Annotated in this window: 22 protein-coding genes; 15 read left to right on the top strand and 7 right to left on the bottom strand. The window is 70.4% G+C overall.

Translation table 11 applies throughout. The annotated features are described in order from the left end of the window. Window positions 1–20: 20 nt before the first annotated feature. The gene (locus tag ACZ3IC_RS13030) at window positions 21–557 is read left to right on the top strand and encodes a hypothetical protein (RefSeq protein ID WP_467416077.1); all 537 of its coding nucleotides are present in this window, start codon (window positions 21–23) and stop codon (window positions 555–557) included. A gap of 12 nt (window positions 558–569) precedes the next feature. On the opposite strand, the gene ACZ3IC_RS13025 is transcribed toward ACZ3IC_RS13030, so the two are convergent. From ACZ3IC_RS13025 to ACZ3IC_RS13010, 4 genes are all read right to left on the bottom strand, one after another. After that, window positions 570–944 (bottom strand): hypothetical protein, encoded by a 375-nt coding sequence (locus ACZ3IC_RS13025; protein ID WP_467415557.1) that lies wholly within the window; start codon window positions 942–944, stop codon window positions 570–572. A gap of 69 nt (window positions 945–1,013) precedes the next feature. Beyond that, window positions 1,014–1,478, bottom strand: coding sequence for a roadblock/LC7 domain-containing protein (locus tag ACZ3IC_RS13020; RefSeq protein WP_467415556.1), 465 nt, complete (start codon window positions 1,476–1,478; stop codon window positions 1,014–1,016). A gap of 38 nt (window positions 1,479–1,516) precedes the next feature. Continuing rightward, window positions 1,517–2,296 carry a transcriptional regulator gene (locus ACZ3IC_RS13015; RefSeq protein ID WP_467415555.1) on the bottom strand — a complete coding sequence of 260 codons (780 nt, stop codon included), beginning with the start codon at window positions 2,294–2,296 and terminating at the stop codon, window positions 1,517–1,519. Next, window positions 2,293–2,715, bottom strand: coding sequence for a hypothetical protein (locus ACZ3IC_RS13010; RefSeq protein ID WP_467415552.1), 423 nt, complete (start codon window positions 2,713–2,715; stop codon window positions 2,293–2,295). The genes ACZ3IC_RS13015 and ACZ3IC_RS13010 overlap by 4 nt, the downstream gene beginning before the upstream one ends. A gap of 259 nt (window positions 2,716–2,974) precedes the next feature. Here ACZ3IC_RS13010 and hutU point away from each other — a divergent pair, with 259 nt between their 5' ends. From hutU to hutI, 4 genes are all read left to right on the top strand, one after another. Further along, entirely contained in the window at window positions 2,975–4,633 is a 1,659-nt protein-coding gene (gene hutU / locus ACZ3IC_RS13005; protein ID WP_467415550.1) for a urocanate hydratase, read from the top strand. 47 nt (window positions 4,634–4,680) lie between these two features. Beyond that, window positions 4,681–5,895, top strand: a complete 1,215-nt coding sequence (locus tag ACZ3IC_RS13000; RefSeq protein WP_467416076.1) for an allantoate amidohydrolase — start codon at window positions 4,681–4,683, stop codon at window positions 5,893–5,895. Next, window positions 5,886–7,271 (top strand): formimidoylglutamate deiminase, encoded by a 1,386-nt coding sequence (locus tag ACZ3IC_RS12995; protein ID WP_467415549.1) that lies wholly within the window; start codon window positions 5,886–5,888, stop codon window positions 7,269–7,271. Before ACZ3IC_RS13000 ends, ACZ3IC_RS12995 begins: the two co-directional genes overlap by 10 nt. A gap of 104 nt (window positions 7,272–7,375) precedes the next feature. After that, complete coding sequence (hutI, locus tag ACZ3IC_RS12990) at window positions 7,376–8,575, top strand: imidazolonepropionase (RefSeq protein WP_467415546.1); 1,200 nt, start codon at window positions 7,376–7,378, stop codon at window positions 8,573–8,575. A gap of 111 nt (window positions 8,576–8,686) precedes the next feature. On the opposite strand, the gene ACZ3IC_RS12985 is transcribed toward hutI, so the two are convergent. Next, window positions 8,687–9,676 carry an RNA polymerase sigma factor SigF gene (locus ACZ3IC_RS12985; RefSeq protein WP_467415544.1) on the bottom strand — a complete coding sequence of 330 codons (990 nt, stop codon included), beginning with the start codon at window positions 9,674–9,676 and terminating at the stop codon, window positions 8,687–8,689. Window positions 9,677–9,958: 282 nt separating this feature from the next. Between ACZ3IC_RS12985 and ACZ3IC_RS12980 the strand changes: the two genes are divergently transcribed. From ACZ3IC_RS12980 to ACZ3IC_RS12955, 6 genes are all read left to right on the top strand, one after another. Next, window positions 9,959–10,327: an STAS domain-containing protein gene (locus ACZ3IC_RS12980; RefSeq protein ID WP_467415541.1), complete on the top strand. Its 369-nt coding sequence runs from the start codon at window positions 9,959–9,961 to the stop codon at window positions 10,325–10,327. 193 nt (window positions 10,328–10,520) lie between these two features. Beyond that, complete coding sequence (locus tag ACZ3IC_RS12975) at window positions 10,521–11,042, top strand: ATP-binding protein (protein WP_467415539.1); 522 nt, start codon at window positions 10,521–10,523, stop codon at window positions 11,040–11,042. Between the two features lie 305 nt (window positions 11,043–11,347). Next, a complete protein-coding gene (locus ACZ3IC_RS12970; protein ID WP_467415536.1) occupies window positions 11,348–12,016 on the top strand; it encodes a peptidase in 669 nt (222 codons plus the stop codon). 83 nt (window positions 12,017–12,099) lie between these two features. Then, on the top strand, window positions 12,100–13,107 hold the full coding sequence (locus ACZ3IC_RS12965) for a COG1470 family protein (protein WP_467415535.1): 1,008 nt from the start codon (window positions 12,100–12,102) through the stop codon (window positions 13,105–13,107). After that, window positions 13,104–14,204 carry a hypothetical protein gene (locus tag ACZ3IC_RS12960; RefSeq protein WP_467415534.1) on the top strand — a complete coding sequence of 367 codons (1,101 nt, stop codon included), beginning with the start codon at window positions 13,104–13,106 and terminating at the stop codon, window positions 14,202–14,204. The genes ACZ3IC_RS12965 and ACZ3IC_RS12960 overlap by 4 nt, the downstream gene beginning before the upstream one ends. Window positions 14,205–14,242: 38 nt before the next feature. Continuing rightward, window positions 14,243–15,616, top strand: a complete 1,374-nt coding sequence (locus ACZ3IC_RS12955) for a hypothetical protein (RefSeq protein WP_467416074.1) — start codon at window positions 14,243–14,245, stop codon at window positions 15,614–15,616. A 102-nt stretch (window positions 15,617–15,718) separates the two neighbouring features. Here ACZ3IC_RS12955 and ACZ3IC_RS12950 read toward each other — a convergent pair whose 3' ends face one another. Then, window positions 15,719–17,209 carry a peptide MFS transporter gene (locus tag ACZ3IC_RS12950; RefSeq protein WP_467415531.1) on the bottom strand — a complete coding sequence of 497 codons (1,491 nt, stop codon included), beginning with the start codon at window positions 17,207–17,209 and terminating at the stop codon, window positions 15,719–15,721. Window positions 17,210–17,698: 489 nt separating this feature from the next. Here ACZ3IC_RS12950 and ACZ3IC_RS12945 point away from each other — a divergent pair, with 489 nt between their 5' ends. Next, window positions 17,699–18,376, top strand: a complete 678-nt coding sequence (locus ACZ3IC_RS12945; protein ID WP_467415529.1) for a response regulator transcription factor — start codon at window positions 17,699–17,701, stop codon at window positions 18,374–18,376. Window positions 18,377–18,391: 15 nt separating this feature from the next. Then, window positions 18,392–19,657, top strand: coding sequence for an ATP-binding protein (locus tag ACZ3IC_RS12940; RefSeq protein WP_467415526.1), 1,266 nt, complete (start codon window positions 18,392–18,394; stop codon window positions 19,655–19,657). Window positions 19,658–19,679: 22 nt separating this feature from the next. Here the strand turns inward: ACZ3IC_RS12940 and ACZ3IC_RS12935 are convergent, their stop codons facing one another. Further along, entirely contained in the window at window positions 19,680–20,204 is a 525-nt protein-coding gene (locus ACZ3IC_RS12935) for a GtrA family protein (protein WP_467415524.1), read from the bottom strand. A gap of 175 nt (window positions 20,205–20,379) precedes the next feature. On the opposite strand from ACZ3IC_RS12935, the gene ACZ3IC_RS12930 reads away from it, so the two are divergent. Together ACZ3IC_RS12930 and purE are read left to right on the top strand one after the other, a co-directional pair. Continuing rightward, complete coding sequence (locus tag ACZ3IC_RS12930; RefSeq protein ID WP_467415521.1) at window positions 20,380–21,531, top strand: 5-(carboxyamino)imidazole ribonucleotide synthase; 1,152 nt, start codon at window positions 20,380–20,382, stop codon at window positions 21,529–21,531. Then, window positions 21,528–22,067: a 5-(carboxyamino)imidazole ribonucleotide mutase gene (gene purE, locus ACZ3IC_RS12925; RefSeq protein WP_467415520.1), complete on the top strand. Its 540-nt coding sequence runs from the start codon at window positions 21,528–21,530 to the stop codon at window positions 22,065–22,067. The genes ACZ3IC_RS12930 and purE overlap by 4 nt, the downstream gene beginning before the upstream one ends. Window positions 22,068–22,073 lie beyond the last annotated feature (6 nt).

Below are 22,073 nucleotides of genomic sequence, written 5' to 3'. Positions count from 1 at the left end.
GAGCGCAGTCGTTGGCGAGGGTGGCCGTGATCGTACGGGCCGGAGCCGCGCCGCTGTGGTGGCCCGGGCTGCTTGCCGCGCTGATCGGTGCACTGGTGCCGGGGCTCACCGGACCCCGGATCGGGCTGCTGGCCGGAGCGGCGCTGTTCCTGATCACCGCGGCCGTGGTGGCGCTCGTACGCGGCAGGCGGTACGCGGAACTGGCCAGGGGTGCCACCCGCGCCGGGCGGTCCGACTTTCTCCAGGACCGGGCCGTGACCGTACGCAACTGGCGGCGCAAGCACCGGTGGTGGCTGCTCGGGGCCTTCCTGGCAGCGGTGGCGAGCGCGTTCCTGCTGCCCGGGGCCGGCGGTCTGATGCTCGCGGGCGCGGGGGCCGGGCTCTGGATCAAGGCCGTCAGGATCGGGCAGCGCGAGCGCCAGGACGACGCCCTGTACTGGGTGCGGACCGACTGGGTGACCCGCGGGCGGCCCGCGGGCAAGAAGGTGAAGGGGTATCGGACGACCGGCCCGATGGCGGGTGACGCCGCGCCCGGCGGGGCGCGGCGTCAGCGCTGAGGCCGCGCCCGGTCAGACCTCCAGCTCGGCCTCGATCCGCTTCAGCCGGTGACGGGCCATAGCCAGGTTGGCGCGGCTCGAGTCCAGCACCAGGTAGAGGAACAGACCGCTGTTGCCGCGGGTCCTGAGCAGCCGGATCAGGTGGTACTGGGTGCCGAGCGTGATCAGGATGTCCTCGATCTCGTCCTGGAGGCCGAGGTGTTCCATGGTGCGGAGCTTGGCGCGTACGACGTCGGTGTTGCCCGCGGCCGCGACCTCCAGATTGAACTCCTTGCCGCCGCCGACGGTGCCCAGCGCCATTCCGCTGGTGTAGTCGACGAGGGCGGCACCGAGGGTGCCCTCGATGGACGTCATCGCTTCCTTCAGTGACGCTTCGGTGTTCGCCATGAGTGCTCGTTTCCTTTCCTGGCCGGCCGAGGTGACCGGATCCGTCGGTTGTCTCCGGGGCATGTGGTGTTACGTGCGGTGCGGCAGCGGGCCGGGCTGCCCGGGGCGCTGCGCGGGGGCGCGGGCCGGGGGCGCCGGGTGTGCGGCGCGTTCCAGTGCGGTGTCGACCAGTTCGCCGATACGGGTGCCGGCCCGGCGGCCCTCCAGATGGAGCCTGCCGACGTTGATCCGGTCCTCGGCCAGCAGGGTGAGGACGGCCGAGGAGCCTGCGGCGTACGTGGCGATGTAGCCGGCCTCGCCCCGTACGAGAAGTTCACGGAAGCGGCCCCGGGCGGTCGCCTCCGCCATCCGGATCGCGACGCCGAGCGCGGCCGCGGTCAGTGCGGCGACGCCCTCCGCCTCCACGCCCGGGGTGTCATGGGCCAGGACGAGGCCGTCGGTGCTGGCCGCCAGGGCGCCGGAGAGGAGCGGGACCCGGGCCCGTAACCGCTGGAGCTCGGCCAGGACATCCTGCACTTCGGCCTCGGGCACCATCAGCTGTCTCCTCCCGGCACGCTGTCTGAGCGCGCGTATCACAAGGCCTCCAATGCGTCTCGGAGCCGGCGCAGCAGGGCGACGTCGGGGTCGGTCGTGACCTCGGGAAGCGCGATCCGGCCGGCGGCGGACGCGGTCGGCGTCTCCCGTACCGCTTCGACCAGTCCGGTCGCGGCCAGGCGCCGCAGATCGACCAGGACGTGGAACGCCGGCCTGCCCAGCTCCTGGGCGATGTCCGATGCGGTACGCACCCCGTCCACGAGAGCGAGCACCCGGCGCCGGCCCGGCGGAACGGGTGCGTCGACTCGATGGGCCGTCCGTACGAGCGGTGCGCTGTCGGTCACCGCGTCGGGCCAGATTCGCTCCAGCAGCTCCCGGCGCCGGAGCGTCTCGCGCTGCACGGCATCGACGGGGACGGGACGGACGGGGCCGATCCAGTGGGAGACCCCGTAGCGGAAGCGGGCCGGGGTCCGGGTTGGGGACAGCGCGAAGAACGCCGCGTCGTACAGCGCGCCCAGGTGGCACAGCTCCAGCGCCCCGCCCGGCACCCGCCCGCTGTCCACCAGATAGCGGCCGACCCGCTGTCCGGCGCCCGCCCTGGCGACCGCCTCCCACCAGCCGTCGCGGTGCAGGGCGCCGCCCGTGGTGAGCAGGACGTCGATACCGGGCGTCGCCGGGCTCTCGGCGTGCACCACCTGGCCGTCGGCGAGATAGAGCGTGCCGCGGTCGCGTATCAGGGCGCCGGTGGCGCGCTCGGCGGCGAGGCGCTGCAGCATGGGGGAGGGCGCCGTGACCGGGGCGGGGGCGGTCGCTCTCATGCCAGGACCAGCCGCTCGGCCATCTCGCCCAGCCGTATTCGGGCGAGGGCCAGGTTGCCCTCCGCGCGGTCGAGCCACAGATGGACGAAGACGCTGCTGTCGAAGGCCGTCTCGACGAAATGGAGGATGTGGTATCCGGTGCGGGTGGTGACGATGACGTCCTCGACCGGGGGCGACGCTCCTGTAACGGCCTCTTCGGGTAACTCGGTCGACGGTCCGGTGGCCTCCCGCGCGAAGGCGGGCTGCTCGGCCGCCATCCTCGCGACCTCGGCCGTCTCCGCGGCGGTGGCCTCGTGATCACCGTTGGGTGACTCTCCGATGGCGCCGAGGGCGAGGCCGCTCGTCCAGTCGACCACCGCGGCGCCGCGGGCGCCGGGCAGCCTCATGACTTCGAGCAGGCACTCGTCGATTCCGGGCACGCGCACTTCCCTCCCGACGTGGCGTACGGCTGTGACCCCGAGGCTACGCAACGTGCCCGCCCCGGGTGGCAGTTCTGGCATTTTCCACAGGTACATGCGCGAGGAGTGTATGGAGGGTGCGCGGGAAGCCCGCCGGGGCGCCCTCTGCGGGGACGGCCGGGCGTCGTTTCCTCCTGGCGTCGGCGAGGGGCTGTTGACTACGAGTATTCAGGCCATCAGGATGTGAATAGAAGTTTTACAGTCTCGAGGAGGCATCGCCATGTCAGGACCTCGCCCCGTAAGGGCGCCGCGCGGTACGGAACTGAGCACCCTGGGATGGCAGCAAGAAGCCGCCCTGCGCATGCTGCAGAACAACCTCGACCCCGAGGTCGCCGAGCACCCCGACAAGCTCGTCGTCTACGGCGGCACGGGCAAGGCGGCCCGCGACTGGCGCTCGTTCGACGCGATGGTGCGCACGCTGCGGACGCTCAAGCAGGACGAGACGATGCTCGTCCAGTCCGGGCGTCCGGTCGGCGTCATGCAGACCCACGAGTGGGCGCCGCGGGTACTGATCGCCAACTCCAACCTGGTGGGCGACTGGGCGAACTGGGAGGAGTTCCGCCGTCTGGAGGCGCTCGGGCTCACCATGTACGGCCAGATGACCGCCGGATCGTGGATCTACATCGGTACGCAGGGCATCCTGCAGGGCACGTACGAGACGTTCGCCGCCGTCGCGGCGAAGAAGTTCAACGGGACGCTGGCCGGCACGATCACCCTGACCGCCGGACTCGGCGGCATGGGCGGCGCCCAGCCGCTCGCCGTGACCATGAACGACGGCGTCGCGATCTGTATCGACTGCGACCCGCGCGCCATCGAGCGCCGGATCGAGCACCGCTACCTGGATGTGCGCGCCGACTCCCTGGAGCACGCGCTCCAGCTGGCCACCGAGGCCCGGGACGCACGCAAGCCGCTCTCCATCGGCCTGCTGGGCAACGCGGCGGAACTGCTGCCGCGGATGCTCGCCGAGGGTGCGCCGATCGACATCGTCACCGACCAGACCAGTGCGCACGACCCGCTCTCGTACCTCCCGCTCGGTGTCGACTTCGACGACATGGCCGCGTACGCCGCGGAGAAGCCCGCCGACTTCACACAGCGCGCACGGGAGTCGATGGCCAAGCACGTCGAGGCGATGGTCGGCTTCATGGACGCCGGGGCCGAGGTCTTCGACTACGGCAACTCGATCCGCGGCGAGGCCCGACTCGCGGGTTACGACCGTGCGTTCGACTTCCCCGGGTTCGTGCCCGCTTACATCCGGCCGCTCTTCTGCGAGGGCAAGGGTCCGTTCCGCTGGGCCGCGCTCTCCGGCGAGGCGTCCGACATCCACAAGACCGACAAGGCGATGCTCGAACTCTTCCCGGAGAACGAGTCGCTGCACCGCTGGATCAAGATGGCCGGTGAACGCGTCCACTTCCAGGGACTGCCCGCCCGGATCTGCTGGCTCGGCTACGGCGAGCGCGACCGGGCCGGCGAGCGCTTCAACGACATGGTGGCCTCCGGCGAACTGGCCGCCCCGCTGGCCATCGGGCGCGACCACCTGGACTGCGGCTCCGTGGCCTCCCCGTACCGGGAGACCGAGGCGATGCTCGACGGGTCCGACGCGATCGCCGACTGGCCGCTGCTGAACGCCATGGTCAATGTGGCGTCCGGGGCCTCCTGGGTCTCCCTCCACCACGGCGGCGGCGTCGGGATGGGGCGCTCCATCCACGCCGGGCAGGTGACCGTCGCCGACGGCACGAAGTTGGCGGGCGAGAAGATCCGGCGGGTGCTCACCAACGACCCGGGCATGGGCGTCATCCGCCATGTCGACGCCGGGTACGACATCGCGGAGTCGGTCGCCGCGGACAAGGGCGTGCGCGTGCCGATGACGGAGGGGCCGTGACCCGGAAAAGCGCTGGGGCGGGGGATGGTTCATCGTCCTTCCAGGCCATGTGGCGGGAGCTCTTGCCGGTCGGTCGGCACCGGGACAGCGGCGGCTACCGCCGCTACGCCTGGACCGGGGCCGACGCCGACTGCCGCGCCTGGTTCCGGACGCAGGCCGAGGCGCGCGGGCTCACCTACGAGGTCGACCGGAACGGCAATCAGTGGGCCTGGCTGGGTGACCCCCTCGCCGGGGACGCCGTCGTCACCGGATCGCATCTCGACTCCGTACCGGACGGCGGCGCCTTCGACGGGCCGCTCGGTGTGGTCTCCTCCTTCGCCGCGCTCGACGAACTCCGCCACAGGGGAGTGGTGTTCACCCGACCCCTGGCCATCAGCAACTTCGGTGACGAGGAAGGGGCCCGGTTCGGGCTCGCCTGCGTGGGCTCCCGGCTCGCCGCCGGGCAGCTGACCGTCGAGGCGGCGCACCGGCTCCGCGACAGCGACGGCATCACGCTGCCGCAGGCCATGGAGGCGGCCGGATACGACCCCGAGGCCATCGGCCCCGACCCCGAACGGCTCGCCCGTATCGGCGCGTTCGTCGAGCTCCATGTCGAGCAGGGGCGCTCCCTCGACCTCACCGGCGACCCGGTCGGCATCGCCTCCGCGATCTGGCCGCACGGGCGCTGGAGGTTCGACTTCCGGGGTGAGGCCAACCACGCGGGCACCACCCGGCTGGCCGACCGGCGCGACCCGATGCTCACATACGCCGAGACCGTGCTGGCCGCCCGCCGCGAGGCGGAGCTGGTCGGCGCCCTCGCCACCTTCGGCAAGATCACCGTCGAACCGAACGGCGTCAACGCCATTCCCTCCCTTGTCCGCGGCTGGCTCGACTCCCGCGCCGCCGACCAGGACCGCCTCGACGCCGTGGTCACCGGCATCGAGCGGGCCGCCCGGGAACACGCCGAGCGGGCCGGGATCGACCTCGATGTCGTACGGGAGTCCTTCACGCCCGTCGTGGAGTTCGAGCACGCCCTGCGCGACGAACTCGGCAAGATACTGATCGGCCGGGGCGGCGACGACGCGGGACGGCCCGTACCCGTCCTCGGTACCGGCGCCGGACACGATGCGGGTATTTTGTCCGCTTCGGTCCCCACCGCCATGCTGTTCGTACGGAACCCCACCGGGATCTCGCACTCGCCGGCCGAGCACGCCGCCGAGGACGACTGCGTGGCCGGGGTGACCGCGCTCGCCGACGTACTGGAAGGTCTCGCGTGCAGCTGACAACGGAGCCGACGGGCAGGCCCGTCACCGCGACGTACTGGTTGTCCCACGCCTGGCTCGGCACCCATGCCGAGCCGGGCGTCGCCCTGGACGTCTCCGACGGGCTGATCGCAGGCGTCCGCACCGGCGTCGCCATCCCACCGCCGGGCGCCACCGTGCTGCACGGGCTCACTCTTCCCGGGCTCGCCAACACCCACTCGCACGCCTTCCACCGCGCCCTTCGCTCCACCGTTCAGGTCGGCTCCGGCACTTTCTGGACCTGGCGCGAGACCATGTACCAGATCGCCTCCCGGCTCACCCCCGATTCGTACTACGACCTCGCCCGTGCCGTGTATGCCGAAATGGCCCTGGCCGGCATCACCGCGGTCGGCGAATTCCACTATCTGCACCACGCGCCGGGCGGCACCCCGTACAGCAACCCGAACGCGATGGGCGAGGCCCTGATCGCGGCGGCAGGCGAGGCCGGTATCCGGATCACGTTGCTGGACACCGCCTATCTCTCCGCCGGATTCGGCCGGCGCCCCACCCAGTACCAGGAGCTCGACCAGCACCAGCTGCGCTTCTCCGACACCACCGCGGACGCCTGGGCCGAACGCGCCTGTCTCCTCAAGGGCGGCGACCACGCCCTGATCGGCGCGGCCATCCACTCCGTGCGCGCCGTCCCCGCCACGCAGCTCGCCACCGTGGCCGCCTGGGCGAAGGAGCGGCAGGCCCCGCTCCATGTCCACCTCTCCGAGCAGACCGCGGAGAACGACGCCTGCCTCGCCGCCCACGGCTGCACGCCCACCCGGCTCCTCGCCGACCACGGCGTCCTCGGCCCGCGCACCACCGGCGTCCACAACACCCATCTCACCGGCGAGGACATCGCGCTCCTCGGCTCCTCGGCGACCGGCACCTGCATGTGCCCCACCACGGAACGCGATCTCGCCGACGGAATCGGTCCCGCCGTCGCCCTCCAGCGCGCCGGCTCGCCGCTCTCCCTCGGCAGCGACAGCCATGCCGTGATCGACCTCTTCGAAGAGGCCCGTGCGATGGAGCTCAACGAACGCCTGCGCACCCGATCCCGCGGCCACTGGACGGCGGCCGCCCTGCTGCGCGCCGCGACCGTCGACGGACATGCCGCGCTCGGCCGACCCCGGGCGGGCACCATCGAACCCGGTGCACCCGCCGACCTGGCGACCGTCGCCCTGGATTCCGTCAGAACAGTGGGGCCGGTGCCACGGCTGGCTGCCGAAGCAGCCGTATTCGCCGCCTCCGCGGCTGATGTGCGGCACACAGTCGTGGCAGGCCGGCACATCGTCCGCGACGGGCACCACACGCTGGTCGAGGACGTCCCCGCAGCGCTGGCCTCGGCCATCGCCGCACTCCACCGCTGAGCACGCCGACCCGGAGACCGCCGTGCGGGGCGCCCCCACCGGCGCCCCGCAGGCCCACCGACAGGCTGCCCCGCAAGCCGATACACAAGGAGAGCAGTCTCCCGATGACGACGACCGCCATCACCAACATCGCCAGCCTGGTCACCAACGACCCCTCCCTCTCCCCGGATTCCCCCCTGGGCCTGATCCGGGACGCGGCCGTCGTCATCGAGGGCGACCGGGTCGTCTGGACCGGTGAGTCAAGCAAAGCACCCGCCACTGACAACGCCGTCGACGCGGGCGGCCGGGCGGCGATCCCCGGCTTCGTCGACTCCCACTCCCACCTCTTGTTCGCGGGCGACCGCACCGAGGAGTTCAACGCCCGGATGTCCGGCCGCCCCTACAGCGCGGGCGGCATCAGGACCACGGTCGCCGCCACCCGCGCCGCCACCGACGACGAACTCTCCGCCAACGTCACCCGCTACCTCGCCGAGGCGCTGCACCAGGGCACCACCACCTTCGAGACCAAGTCCGGCTACGGCCTCACCGTCGAGGACGAGGCCCGTGCCCTGCGCATCGCCGCCCAGCACACCGAAGAGGTCACCTACCTCGGCGCCCACATCGTCTCCCCGGACTACACCGACGACCCGGCCGGCTACGTGGACCTGGTCACCGGAGCGATGCTCGATGCCTGTGCCCCGTACGCCCGTTGGATCGACGTCTTCTGCGAGAAGGGCGCCTTCGACGGCGACCAGGCCCGCGCCATCCTCACCGCCGGCCGGGCCAAGGGCCTGCACCCCCGCGTCCACGCCAACCAACTCGGCCACGGCCCCGGCGTCCAGCTCGCCGTCGAACTCGACGCCGCGTCGGCCGACCACTGCACCCACCTCACGGACGCGGACGTCGACGCCCTGGCCCAGGGCAACACCGTCGCCACCCTGCTCCCCGGCGCCGAGTTCTCCACCCGCGCCACCTGGCCGGACGCCCGCCGCATCCTCGACGCGGGCGCCACCGTCGCGCTCTCCACGGACTGCAACCCGGGCTCGTCGTTCACATCCTCCATGCCCTTCTGCATCGCCCTCGCCGTACGCGACATGGGCATGACCCCGGACGAAGCCCTCTGGTCCGCCACCGCGGGCGGCGCGGCGGCTCTGCGTCGTACGGACATCGGCCGCATCGCCCCCGGCGCCCGCGCCGACCTGGTCCTGCTCGACGCGCCCAGCCATGTGCACCTCGCCTACCGGCCGGGCGTCCCACTGGTCCACGCGGTCTGGCAGCACGGCCAACGTGTCGTCCGGGCGTCGGCCGACACAGCCGGACGTTGATGACGCGTCGTCACACATGCGGAAGGACCCGCCCTTTGTTCGGGCAGGTCCTTCCGCAAGGGGCTCGCGTCGCGCGGCGCGGGGTCTTCCGTGTGCACGCGACGGTCCCGTTCACTCCTCCAGCGTCAGGCCCTTCCGGAGCTTGACCAGCGTGCGGGAGAGCAGTCGCGAGACATGCATCTGGGAGATGCCCAGCTCCTCACCGATCTCCGACTGCGTCATATTGGCGACGAACCGGAGCGAGAGGATCGTGCGGTCGCGGCCCGGCAGCGAGGCGATCAGCGGCTTCAGGGACTCGATGTACTCGATGCCTTCGAGTCCGTGGTCCTCGTAGCCGATACGGTCCGCCAGCGCGCTCTCGTGCTCGTCCTCCTCGGGCTTGGCGTCCAGCGAACTCGCGGTGTACGCATTGCTCGCGGCCATGCCCTCGACGACCTCGTCCTCGGTGATGCCGAGGCGGTGGGCGAGCTCGCCCACGGTGGGTGAACGGTCCAGCTTCTGGGCGAGCTCGTCGCCCGCCTTGGCCAGGTCGAGCCGCAGCTCCTGCAGTCGGCGCGGGACGCGCACGGACCAGCTGGTGTCGCGGAAGAAGCGCTTGATCTCACCGACGATGGTCGGCATCGCGAACGTCGGGAACTCCACGCCCCGGCTGAGCTCGAAGCGGTCGATCGCCTTGATCAGGCCGATGGTGCCGACCTGGATGATGTCCTCCATCGGCTCGCTGCGGGAGCGGAACCGGGAGGCGGCGAACTTGACCAGGGCCAGGTTCAGTTCGACGAGCGTGTTGCGGACGTACGAGTACTCGTGGGTGCCCTCTTCGAGGGAATCGAGCCGCGCGAAGAGTGTCTTCGACAGGGCCCGGGCGTCCAGTGGCCCCACTTCGTCGTAGGGCGGGATCTCGGGAAGTCCTTCGAGACCGTCGGTGAGGCCGTAGTCGTCGACCCTTTCGACGCATTCGACGGCCGTGCTGCTGGTGCTGCTGGTGTTGCCGTTGCGCGTGCCGTCTCCGGCGTTCGCGGCAGGGGAGTCTGAGTGGGTCAGTCCCTGTGGACATGCTGACGTCGCGTTGTGGGGACGCGGTCCGTCGAGCCGGGGTGACATGTCTCCTCCATCGTTCTCGGCATATGGCTGCCGATGCCCATACGTGTTCCTGCGGTGAAGCGGCGCCTCCAAAGCCGACCGTGTTTTGGGTGTCCCCCTACCCTTACCCGGTCCGGACGGGCAGTGACAAGTGTCAATTGATGCTATATGTCCGGTTTGTTGAGTTCTTTGGGTACCATGTGTCGCGCGGAACGCGTACTGTTTCGAGGACGTCAGCGACGGCTACAACGAATCTGCGCACGCAGAGACGCAGGCAGTGACGAACGGCGAAGAGGGACGGGCATGGACCGCGGGACGGTCGGCAATGCGAACCAGGGTCGGCTTCAGGTCGAATCCCGTACCGAGGGGCGCAGCGAGGTCGTGACGCCGGTGGGTGAGCTGGATCACCACACGGCGGATCTCCTGCGGGAGCCCCTGGAGAGCGCGGTCGAGCAAGGGCGAGTACGCCTGGTGGTTGATTGTTCGCGACTCGAATTCTGTGATTCCACCGGGCTCAATGTGCTGCTCGGTGCCCGCCTCAAGGCGGAGGCGGCCGGCGGAGGGGTCCATTTGGCCGGAATGCTGCCGGTGGTGGCGCGGGTCTTCGAGATCACCGGGGCCGAGGCGGTCTTCACCGTCCACGAAACCCTCGAAGCGGCCCTGGATATGTGATTGTGGCGCGTTTCGCGACCACGAATTCCTCATGTGTTGCCCGTGTCACGCGATCCGCGTGGACGAAGCGGGTGTTGTCACGATTCGGCCGGGCAGAAGAACATCCGGCGGAGCCGTGGGCGATCCGCGCACTCTGTGTCTGTACTTGTAACTGTTCGATGGCGACATGGTGAATCGGTGAGGTGAAGCGCTGATGAGCACCACCCGGCAGCATCCGCCGGGCGACCTCGGCCGCGAGCCGGAGGGCGCCGGTGTGGACGCACACGCGGACGCGGGCGCCGGCGCGGCCTCCCCCGAGCCGGCCGAGCGGCAGTGGCGCACGTTGTCGCTGCGGGGAATCGGCGGCATCGTTCCGACGGCCCGCGACTTCGCCCGTCAGGCGCTTCACGATTGGGGCTGGCTGCCCGCGACGAGCGCCGACGGCCGGGCCGCCGCCGAGGACGTCCTGCTGGTTGTCTCCGAACTGGTCACCAACGCCTGTCTGCACGCGGACGGCCCCGAGGAACTGCGTATCGCCTGCACGGCGAAGGTGTTGCGGGTGGAGGTCGTCGACGCAGGATCGGGTCAGCCCGCGCCGCGCACCCCGCACCGGGCCGGCCGGCCCGGCGGGCACGGCATGTTCATCGTGCAGCGGCTCTGTCTGGACTGGGGTGTCCTGCGGGTGGCGGGCCGGGCCGGCAAAACCGTCTGGGCGGAGCTGGCCGCCCCCGCATAGCACCTCGTCAGGGCCCACGGAAGCGTACGGCCCCGCATGGCACCTCGTCCGGGCCACGGGGCATGCGGCCCCGCATAGCACCTCGTCCGGCCCACGGGGCATGCGGCCCCGCATAGCACCTCGTCCGGCCCACGGAAGCGTACGGCCCGCATGTGCACCTTTGAAGAGCGCGCCGGATCGGCGCGCTCTTTGTCTTCCCTCCACAAGGCCCCAGGCGTACCTTGAGCGCCCAATCTGATATGTCGTCAGTAACTTGCGTCGGTGAGAGACGGTGCGCGGCGACTTCCGGAATGAGGGGAACTCAGGTGTCCTACCAGAAGCGAACAGCTTTCGCGCTGGCGTCCGCGCTGGCGGGCACGGTGGTGCTGATGGCCGCGCCCGCCGCCCACGCCACGGTCGTGGACGTCGACTACCAGTGCAAGACCCCGATCGGCGACAAGAGCGCCGTGTCTCCCATCGACATCAAGAGCGTCAAGAACGGCAGCGGCTACAAACTCACGATGTCCTTCCAGAAGGGAGTCTCGTCCAGCCCCGTCGAACTGGGCAAGGGCGCGATGAGTCCCAGCGCGGTCATCGAGGTGGGGGGCGCCGACCCGGGCCGGGTCCAGGTCTCCGGCGCGCCGAACTCCGCGGCCATACCCGCCAACACCCCCATCAAAATCGGCGACCTGTCGGGTACGTACACCCCGAAGAAGAGCGGCAAGGTCGACTTCACCGCCGGGGTGCTCACCATCAAGGCGCTCGGTACGACCACGACCTGCACCCCCTCCAACCATCCGGGGCCGTCGCTCCAGCTCGATGTGACGGCCGCGGGCAGCGCGCCGAGCGACCCGGACGACGGCGGGCAGCTGCCGAAGACCGGTCCGCTCGACTCGGCCGTGGCGCTCGGCACGCTCGGCGGCACGGTGCTGCTGACCGGCGCGGCCGGGGTGCTCTGGCTGACCCGGCGCGGGCAGGGGGTCGTGGGCCGATAGGGCGTCACTTCCGGACCGGGCCGGATTCGGAAGAAAGGCCCCGCTCCACGATCCCGCCGCCGTCACGCACCAGGGAGCCGCCCATGCCGTCGCCGACCGGTCGCATTGCCCGACTCGCCCTCGCCGTACTGCTGTTCACCTTCGCCATGACCCCGGTGGCCGGTGCCGCGGACCGGAAGCCGACGCCCGCGAGCACCGCGTGGACGGCGCGGCCGGCGGTGAGCGGTTCCGGCACGGACGACGCCAGACCGTACTTCTACCTGGAGGGCCCGCCCGGCACCGTCCTGCAGGACCGGCTCTCCGTCACCAACTCCGGTACGGCCCCGGTCACCGTACGGTTGCGCGGCGCCGACGCGTACAACGCCGAGGACGGCGAATTCGCGGTACGCGACGGCAAGGGCTCCACCGGGACCGGCGCCTGGCTGCGGACCGCCGCAGCCGAAGTGACCGTGCCGGCCCGTACCCGCGCCGATGTGCCGTTCTCTGTCACGGTGCCGACGGGTGCCACGCCCGGCGACCACCCCGGCGCGATCGTCGTACGGAGTGGCGACCGCTCGGTGGGCGTACGGGTCCAACTGCGGGTCGGCGGGCCGACGCTGGCCGCACTCACCGTCGAGGACGTCACCGTGTCCGGGCGGACCATCCACTACACGCTGGTCAACCGCGGCAACACGGCACTGGCCCCGCGGATCGCCGTCGGCGCCGACGGGGTGTTCGGGGCGCTGCTGCGGCGCGAGGCGCGCACGCTGCCGGTGGAACTGCTGCCCGGACAGCGCGTCAGGCTCAGCGAACCGTGGCGGGACGCCCCGGCCCTCGACTCGGCGACCGTCCGGCTGCGCGTCACGGCGGCGGGCGGCGCACACAGCGAGGCGACGGCCCGCGCGGTCTACGTCCCATGGGCGCCGGTGACCGGTGGCGCACTGCTGCTCCTGGTCGCCGTCACCGCAGGCGTGTACGCGTACCGGCTCCGGTGCTCACGCAGACGGCCACCGGACGACGAAGACGGTGACGACGGCCGGTCCGGACCGTCGGCGGGAGTCCAACGGCACCCCGAGAGATGGTACTTGGTGAAGGCGGGAGCGGAATCGTGACTGGACAGGCCGGACCGGCACCACTCCGGAGCGGCAGCCACCGGTGGGCAGCCGTGCTGCTCGGCGCACTGCTGGCCGTCCTGCTGATGCTCTTTGTGACCGGCGTCGACGCGGCGGGTGCGAGGGCCGCGGACGCGAAGCCCGTGGTCACCCTCTCCGAGCAGCAGGCGGGCAAGGGCGGTGAGATCACCGTCAAGGGCAGCGGCTGGCGGCCGAACACGCTGCTGATGATGCTGATCTGCGGACGGTCCACGCCGGAGCGCGGCGTGATCGGCGGCACCAACTCCTGCGCCAACGCCGAGGGCCGTGCCGTCACCACCGGCGCCGAGGGCGACTTCAGCAAGAAGATGCCGGTCGCCGAGCCGCCCACACCCTGCCCCTGCGTGGTGCACGTCGCCACCGTCACCGGGGAACACTCCACCGCCGACGCCGTGTTCGTCGTCGCGGGCCACCCGGTCGCCGCGCTGCCGAAGGAGACCGACGGTGGCAGGCTCGCCGTGCTGGCCACCACACGGCTGGAGGGCGACAGCGGAATCCTCACGTGGTTCGGTGCCCCGCCCTCCCGGCACCTGGTCTTCACCGTGGGCAATCTGGGCTCCGCTCCCGTCAAGGACCCGGTCTTCCAGGTCGGCACCGCGCACGGCGTCTTCGCCCCGCAGTGGGAGGAGCGGCAGTGGCGCGGCACCATCGAGTCCGGCCGCAAGGCGCAGATCAAGCTGCCGGTCGAACTGACGGCGGGCGCCCACGGCGACTACCAGATCTCGCTGAAGTACGGCAGCAAGGTTCTGGCCGAGCAGCCGTGGGGGGTCGGCCGCCCCTGGGGAGTCACGCTCTTCTGGATCCTGCTGTGCGTCGTCGTGCCGGCCGCCGTGTTCCGGATCGGCATGGCGATCGTCGACAAGGTACGACCCCGCACCTCACGCACTTCGGTCCACAACGGGCGCCACCGCCACCCGCAGCCGGCCGATGCGACCGCCGGACTCCCGGAGGCGCGCCGCGCACCGGGACCCGCCGAGAGCCCCACGGCCGCGCTGCCGTGGTTCACACCGGATTCCGCACCGTCAGAGAACAGACCGACGACGAAGGGGCATTCGTGAGTACGCAACAAAGGACGGTCGCGGCGGGAGTCGCGATGATGCTCGGCGGCGCGGGCATGCTGCTGGCCGCGAGCCCGGCCCAGGCCGCCGACATCTCGTACAGGACGGAGTGCATACCCCCGCCCATCTCCGGACTGCCGGCCGTGCAGGGCACCACGGTGGTGCGGCTGACCGTGCCCGCCGAGGCCAAGGTCGGGGACACCGTCGAGGTGGTGTGGAAGACGGTCGAGGCCGCTTCCAAGAACCCCGACATACTCGATCTGGGGAAGGACACGGTCAAGCCGACCGGCACGATCAAGGTGGGTGGCGCGGCCACGGGCACGCTCCAGATGGAAGGGCCGCGGCAGAACCCGCCGATCCCCAAGGGCGGCGCCATGGTGCTGCCCGACATGAAGGGCTCGCTGAAGCTGGAGAAGGCGGGTGAGATCACGCTGACGCCGGACGCGTACAACATCAACGTCTCCAAGCCGATCTCCACGGACACCAAGTGCTCCCCGAAGGAGGCGGTGCAGCCGGGCGCGACGATCAAGGTCACGGACGGCGGCGGAGCCACGACCACGGGCGGTACGACGACCGGCTCCACCACCGGCTCCACCACCGGTTCCAGCACCGCGGGCGGTACGACCTCCGGTTCCACGACGACCGGCGGTACGACCTCCGGCTCCACGACCGCGGGCGGTACCGACGCGGGCGGCACCACCTCGGGCTCCGGCGGCGGCAGCGGCCAGACCGACTTCCCCGGCAAGGAGGTCTCGGTCAGCTTCGCCTGTACGTCCCCGGGACCGGCCGGCATCGCCTCCAAGGTGACGATCAACGCCAAGAAGAGCGGCGGGAGTTACGCGCTCACGGTCAAGACGGCCAAGGGCGTGATGGACAGCCCCGCCGCACTGCCCGCCGGTGCGCTCAAGCCGTCCATGGACGTCGTCGTCGGCGGCGCCGACAAGGGCTCGGTGAAGGTCACCGGCCCCGCCAACACCGAACCGCTGGAGCAGGGCAAGCCGGTCGACCTGGCCGACATGACCGGCACCTACAAGCCGGGCGCGACCGGGAAGTCCACGCTCAGCCCCGGCACTCTGACGATCGATGTCACCCTGGGCACCTCGAAGATCAACATCCCCTGCAAGGTCAAGGGCTCGGCGACCCCGTCGCTGGAGCTCGACACCACCGCCCAGGAGGGCGGCGCCTCCGGTGGCACCACCACGGGCTCCACGGGCTCCACGGGCTCCACGGGCTCCACGGGCTCCACCGGCTCCACGGCCGGCGGCACGGACTCCGGCGGCGGACTGGCCGCCACCGGGGCCGAGGACCACGGCACCCTGCGCGCACTCGGCCTGGTCGCGGGGACGGCGATCCTGCTGGGCGGCGCCGTGTTCACCTTCACCCCGTGGCGCAGGCTGCGCGGCACCGGGTGAGCTGAGCCCACGTAGCGACGGCACAGGGGGACGGCACGAAGGCCGCCGCACCGGATCAGCGGTGCGGCGGCCCTCGTCGTCGGACGGTGCGGGATCAGGGCGTCAGCGCACGTTGCCCATGAGCTCGGTGACCTTCTTGCGGTACATCCAGATCGCGAACGCCGCGATGATCGCGAGCGTCGCCTCCATGCCCACCACGCCGGTCTTGTTCAGATCGACACCCGCCAGCGACAACAGGCTGGTGATGCAGTCGCCGGCGGTGACGGCGAGGAACCAGACGCCCATCATCTGGCTGCCGTACTTCGCCGGAGCCATCTTCGTGGTGACCGACAGGCCGACGGGGGACAGGCAGAGCTCACCGACGGTCTGCAGGAAGTAGATGGACACCAGCCACATCGGGCTGACCTTGTCGCCGTCCGTGGCCATGGTCAGCGGCATCATGAAGACGAGGAAGGAGACGCCGACCAGGAAGAGACCCGAGCCGAACTTGACGACCGAGCTCGGCTCCTTGCCGCGGCGGTTCAGCGCCAGCCAGATCCAGGCGACGACCGGGGCCAGCGCCATGATGAAGACCGGGTTGATCGACTGGTACCAGGACGTCGGGAATTCCATACCGAACAGGGTGTTCGTGGTGGAGGACTCACCGAAGAGCGACAGCGTGGAGCCGCCCTGGTCGTAGATCATCCAGAACATGGCCGCGGCGACGAAGAACCAGATGTAGCCGGACATCTTCGACTGCTCGGTCTGCGAGAGATCCCGGTCGCGCTTGATCCGCACCAGTACGGCGACCGGAATGACCAGGCCGGCGATGGTGATCGGAACGAGCGCCCAGTTCAGCGTGTACACATCGGTGGCGACGAGCACACCGTAGAAGACGACGGCGACGATCAGCCACAGCAGACCCTTGCGCAGGGTCGAACGCCGCTCCTCGGCCGACAGCGGCATCGGGACAACGCTGCTGCGGGCGCTGAGGTGGCGCGTACCGATGAGGAACTGGGCCAGACCCAACGCCATGCCGACCGCGGCGATGGCGAAGCCGAGGTGCCAGTCCACCTTCTCGCCGATCGTGCCGATGATCAGCGGAGCGGCGAAGGCACCGAGGTTGATGCCCATGTAGAAGATGGTGAAGCCACCGTCGCGGCGCGGGTCCTCCGGACCGTCGTAGAGATGGCCGACCATCGTCGACAGGTTGGCCTTCAGCAGACCTGAGCCGAGCGCGACCAGTGCCAGACCGGCGAAGAAGGTGCCGGAGCTGGGCAGGGCCAGAGTGAGATGGCCCAGCATGATGATCGCGGCCGAAATGGCGACCGTCTTGCGCGGCCCCCAGACCCGGTCGCCGAACCAGCCGCCGGGCATGGCGAGCAGGTACACCATCGCCAGGTAGATGGAGTAGATCGCGGTGGCCGTGCCCGCGTCCATGTTCAGGCCGGAACTGGAGACCAGGTAAAGCGGAAGCAGGGCCCGCATGCCGTAGAAGCTGAAGCGCTCCCACATCTCGGTCATGAAGAGAGTGGCCAGGCCGCGGGGGTGGCCGAAGAAGGTCTTCCCGGATCCAGATGTACTGGCCGGGTCCTTCGTCAGGCTGGACGCCATGGTCGATCCTTGGGTGCTCGGGACGCGGCGCTCGTGAGCGTGACGCGCCCGGTGGGGGGAGGCCGGCACCGAAACGGCTACGCCCCACCCCCACGCCTGAGAGGGGATTCGTCCCGACCGCCGGGCTCGCCGAGGAGCCGACCGAAGGGGACGGGGACCGACCGCATCGGGATCCACGCCCGGTGCGCATCATCGCGCTCCGGGCCCGGCCGCAGGTCATTCACTGAATTCACGACTGGCGGGTACCAGTCGGCAAAACAAAAGAGACCCTAGGTACTAAAAGATGTCCAAGGGTCCTTGAGTAGTGCAACAGGCGTCGAGAAACCATACGACACGACACAGTCCGATTTGAATGGACTTGAGAGATGGATCACAGGTGACGATGGGGCCACGCCCCCTATTCGAAGGTCCCTCTCCGCCTTCCTCGCAGACCCGCAGGGCTCTTCCATCACCTCCCAGCGCCCGCCCTGCGCGGACTACCATCACTCCATGACCCGTGTACTGCTCGCCGAGGACGACGCGTCCATCTCGGAGCCGCTGGCCCGCGCCCTGCGTCGGGAGGGTTACGAGGTCGAGGTCCGCGAAGACGGTCCGACCGCACTCGACGCCGGCCTCCAGGGCGGAATCGACCTGGTCGTACTCGACCTGGGCCTGCCCGGGATGGACGGTCTCGAAGTCGCCCGCAGACTCCGTGCCGAGGGTCACACCATCCCGATCCTGGTGCTGACCGCACGCGCCGACGAGGTGGACACCGTTGTCGGCCTGGACGCGGGCGCGGACGACTACGTCACCAAGCCCTTCCGCCTGGCCGAACTGCTCGCCCGCGTCCGGGCCCTGCTGCGACGCGGCGCCACCGAGCCCGCCCCGCAGCCCGCCACTCACGGCGTCAGGATCGACGTCGAGTCGCACCGGGCCTGGATGGGCGACGAGGAACTCCAGCTCACTGCCAAGGAGTTCGACCTGCTGCGGGTCCTGGTCCGCGACGCCGGCCGGGTCGTCACCCGTGACCAGCTGATGCGCGAGGTCTGGGACACCACCTGGTGGTCGTCGACCAAGACCCTCGACATGCACATTTCCTGGCTCCGCAAGAAGCTCGGAGACGACGCGGCCAACCCCCGCTACATCGCGACCGTGCGGGGCGTCGGCTTCCGCTTCGAGAAGAGCTGACGTGCGGAAGCACCCATGCGCCGCAGACTGATCAACTCCACGCTCGCCGTGGTGCTCGTGGTGATCGCCGTCTTCGGCGTCTCCCTCGTCATCGTCGAGAGCCGCACCATCAGCAACAGCGCCCAGGAGAGCGTCGACTCCGAGGCGGTGCGGCTGCTCAGCGTCGTCGAGAGCCGGCTCCTGGAGAACGAGCGGATCAACCCCGAGCTGCTGGCCGAGCAGATCTACAGCAAACGCTACGCGCTGGTCGAGATCCCCGGACGCGCCCCCGTCGAAGTCGGTACGCGCCCCTCTGGCAGCGTGATCAGCAGTACGGCCGAGGGGGAGCACGGTGAACGGGTCACCGTGAAGGAGTCCCGCTCCGCCGTCACCCGTGAGGTCGGCCGCACCCTGACGATCATCGGCGCGGTGGCGCTGCTGGCCATCATCTCGGCCGTTCTCCTCGCCGTACGCCAGGCCAACAAACTGACCTCGCCGCTGACCGACCTCGCGGAGACCGCCGAACGCCTGGGTTCCGGCGACCCGCGCCCGCGCCACAAGCGGTACGGAGTACCGGAGCTGGACCGGGTCGCCGACGTCCTGGACTCCTCCGCCGAACGGATCGCCCGGATGCTGACCGCGGAACGACGGCTGGCCGCCGACGCCTCGCACCAGCTCCGCACGCCGCTGACCGCGCTCTCCATGCGCATCGAGGAGATCTCGGTCACCGACGACCCGGACACGGTGAAGGAGGAGGCGAACATCGCCCTCACCCAGGTCGAGCGGCTCACCGATGTGGTGGAGCGGCTGCTGACCAACGCCCGCGACCCGCGTACCGGCTCCGCCGTCGTCTTCGACCTCGACGAGGTCGTCAAGCAGCAGATCGAGGAATGGCGCCCGGCCTACCGGGGCGAGGGCCGCGCCGTCGTCCACTCCGGGAAGCAGGGGCTGCAGGCCGTCGGTACGCCGGGCGCGGTCGCCCAGGTGCTGGCCGCACTGATCGAGAACTCGCTGATGCACGGCGGCGGCACGGTCGCGCTGCGCACCCGGGTCACGGGCAATCAGGTGGTGATCGAGGTCACGGACGAGGGCTCGGGTGTTGCCCCCGACCTCGGCGCCCGGATCTTCGAGCGGACGATCAGCGGCCGCAACTCCACCGGCATCGGCCTCGCGGTGGCCAGGGACCTCGCGGAGGCGGACGGCGGCCGTCTCGAACTGCTCCAGCAGCAGCCGGCGGTCTTCGCCCTGTTCCTCAGCCGGGTGACCCCGAGCAGAAAGGAACCGGAGCGCCCGGTGAGGTGAGCGGCAAGGACCGAGCCCCCGGCTACCGCCGTACCGAGTCCGCCTCGACCCGCGGCGCCTGCCCCGTACGCCCCTGCTTCAGGAACTTCTCCGCGCCCAGCACAGCCTCCTTCGCGGGCAGCGCCTTGAACACCCACGTCCGGTAGGACCAGAAACGGAACAGCGTCGCGATGCCGATCCCGAGCATCTTGAAGACATTGCTCTGGGCCGTGCTGTCCCACCCGAACCCGTACGTCGCCACGTACAGCACACCGTTCTCGATGACCGCGCCCACCGCGCTGAACAGCAGGAACAGCGTCAGCTCCCGGGTCCGCCCGGTCTTGTCACGGTCCCGGTACGTCCAGTAACGGAAGCCGACGTAATTGAAGAGGATGGCGACGAACGTCGCCAGCAGACCGGCCCGTACCACCTGGAGGTCCGTGGTGCGCCAGAGCAGGTTGGATACGGCCATATTGACCACCAGACCGAACGCGCCGACCGTGCCGAACTTGGCGACTTCCCGGGCCAGCAGATCCAGCCGGCTCCGCAGTGCGCCCCGTTCGCTCATGGTGATCGCTCAGCCCGTCTGTCGGTTTCGTCAACCCAGTCATGCTATCCAGCCCTTCCACGGGTTGCCTGTGTATGCCCAAGCAGGTGTGGCAATGCTGTGACGTGCCGACCCCGCCGGGGCGGGCACGAGGGCGTCGTCGGTCGACCCCCGGGGCGGCGGATACCCTGGAGAGGTGACGTTCCCGGTAGTCGGCATGGTCGGTGGCGGTCAGCTCGCCCGTATGACCCACGAGGCGGGCATCCCCCTCGGCATCAGATTCAAGCTCCTCAGTGACACCCCCCAGGACTCGGCGGCCCAGGTGGTGAGCGAAGTCGTCGTCGGCGACTATCGCGACCTGGACACGCTGCGTGCCTTCGCGCGCGGCTGTGACGTGATCACCTTCGATCACGAGCACGTACCGACCGAACACCTGCGGGCCCTGGAGGCGGACGGCATTCCCGTGCGCCCGGGCCCCGACGCGCTGGTGCACGCCCAGGACAAGGGGGTGATGCGCGCGAAACTCACCGAGGCCGGCGCGCCCTGCCCCCGCCACCGCATCGTGAAGGACCCGGCCGACGTCGCGGCCTTCGCGCAGGAGGTCGGCGGCTTTCCCGTCATCCTCAAGACGGTCCGCGGCGGCTACGACGGCAAGGGCGTCTGGGTGGTCCGCTCCGAGGCGGACGCGACCGACCCCTTCCGGGCAGGTGTCCAGGTCCTCGCCGAGGAGAAGGTCGACTTCGTACGGGAGCTGGCGGCCAATATCGTCCGCTCGCCGCACGGCCAGGCCGTCGCGTACCCGGTCGTCGAGTCGATCCAGGTCGACGGGGTCTGCGACACGGTCATCGCCCCGGCCCCCGAGCTGGACGAGGAACTCGCCGGCGAGGCCCAGCAGCTCGCCCTCCGTCTCGCCTCCGAGCTCGGCGTCGTCGGCCACCTCGCCGTCGAACTCTTCGAGACCCGTGGGCCCGACGGGAAGCCCGGCATCCTGGTCAACGAGCTGGCCATGCGCCCGCACAACTCCGGGCACTGGACCCAGGACGGCGCGATCACCTCGCAGTTCGCCAACCACGTCCGGGCCATCCTGGACCTCCCGCTCGGCGACCCGCGCCCGCGCGCCACCTGGACGGTCATGTCCAACGTCCTGGGCGGCGACTACCCGGACATGTACCAGGCGTATCTGCACTGCATGGCCCGCGACCCGCAGCTCAAGATCCACATGTACGGCAAGGACGTGAAGCCCGGCCGCAAGGTCGGACATGTCAACACCTACGGCGACGATCTGGCGGACGTGCGCGAGCGCGCTCGGCACGCGGCCGACTACCTGCGAGGAACGATCACCGAATGACTTCCCCCGCCTCCGCCGCGCCGGTCGTCGGCATCGTCATGGGCTCCGACTCGGACTGGCCCGTCATGGAAGCAGCGGCCAAGGCCCTCGACGAGTTCGAGATCCCCTACGAGGTCGACGTCGTCTCCGCCCACCGCATGCCGCGCGAAATGATCGCGTACGGCGAGCGCGCGGCGGACCGCGGCCTCAAGGCGATCATCGCGGGCGCGGGCGGCGCCGCCCACCTGCCCGGCATGCTCGCCTCCGTCACCCCGCTGCCGGTCATCGGCGTCCCGGTCCCGCTGAAGTACCTGGACGGCATGGACAGCCTGCTCTCCATCGTGCAGATGCCGGCCGGTGTCCCCGTCGCGACCGTCTCGGTCGGCGGCGCACGCAACGCGGGTCTGCTCGCCGCACGCATCCTCGCCGCCCACGACGGCGACCTGCTGGCCCGCATGCGGGAGTTCCAGCAGGAGCTGAACGAGCAGGCGACGGAGAAGGGCAAGCGGCTGCGCAGCAAGGTCGAGGGCAGCGACTCCTTCGGCTTCGGGAAGTAGGGCACC

Source organism: Streptomyces sp. NPDC002958, from assembly GCF_055563255.1.
The sequence above is the reverse complement of the archived record's forward strand: the minus strand, read 5'-3'. Positions and strand labels throughout refer to the sequence as shown.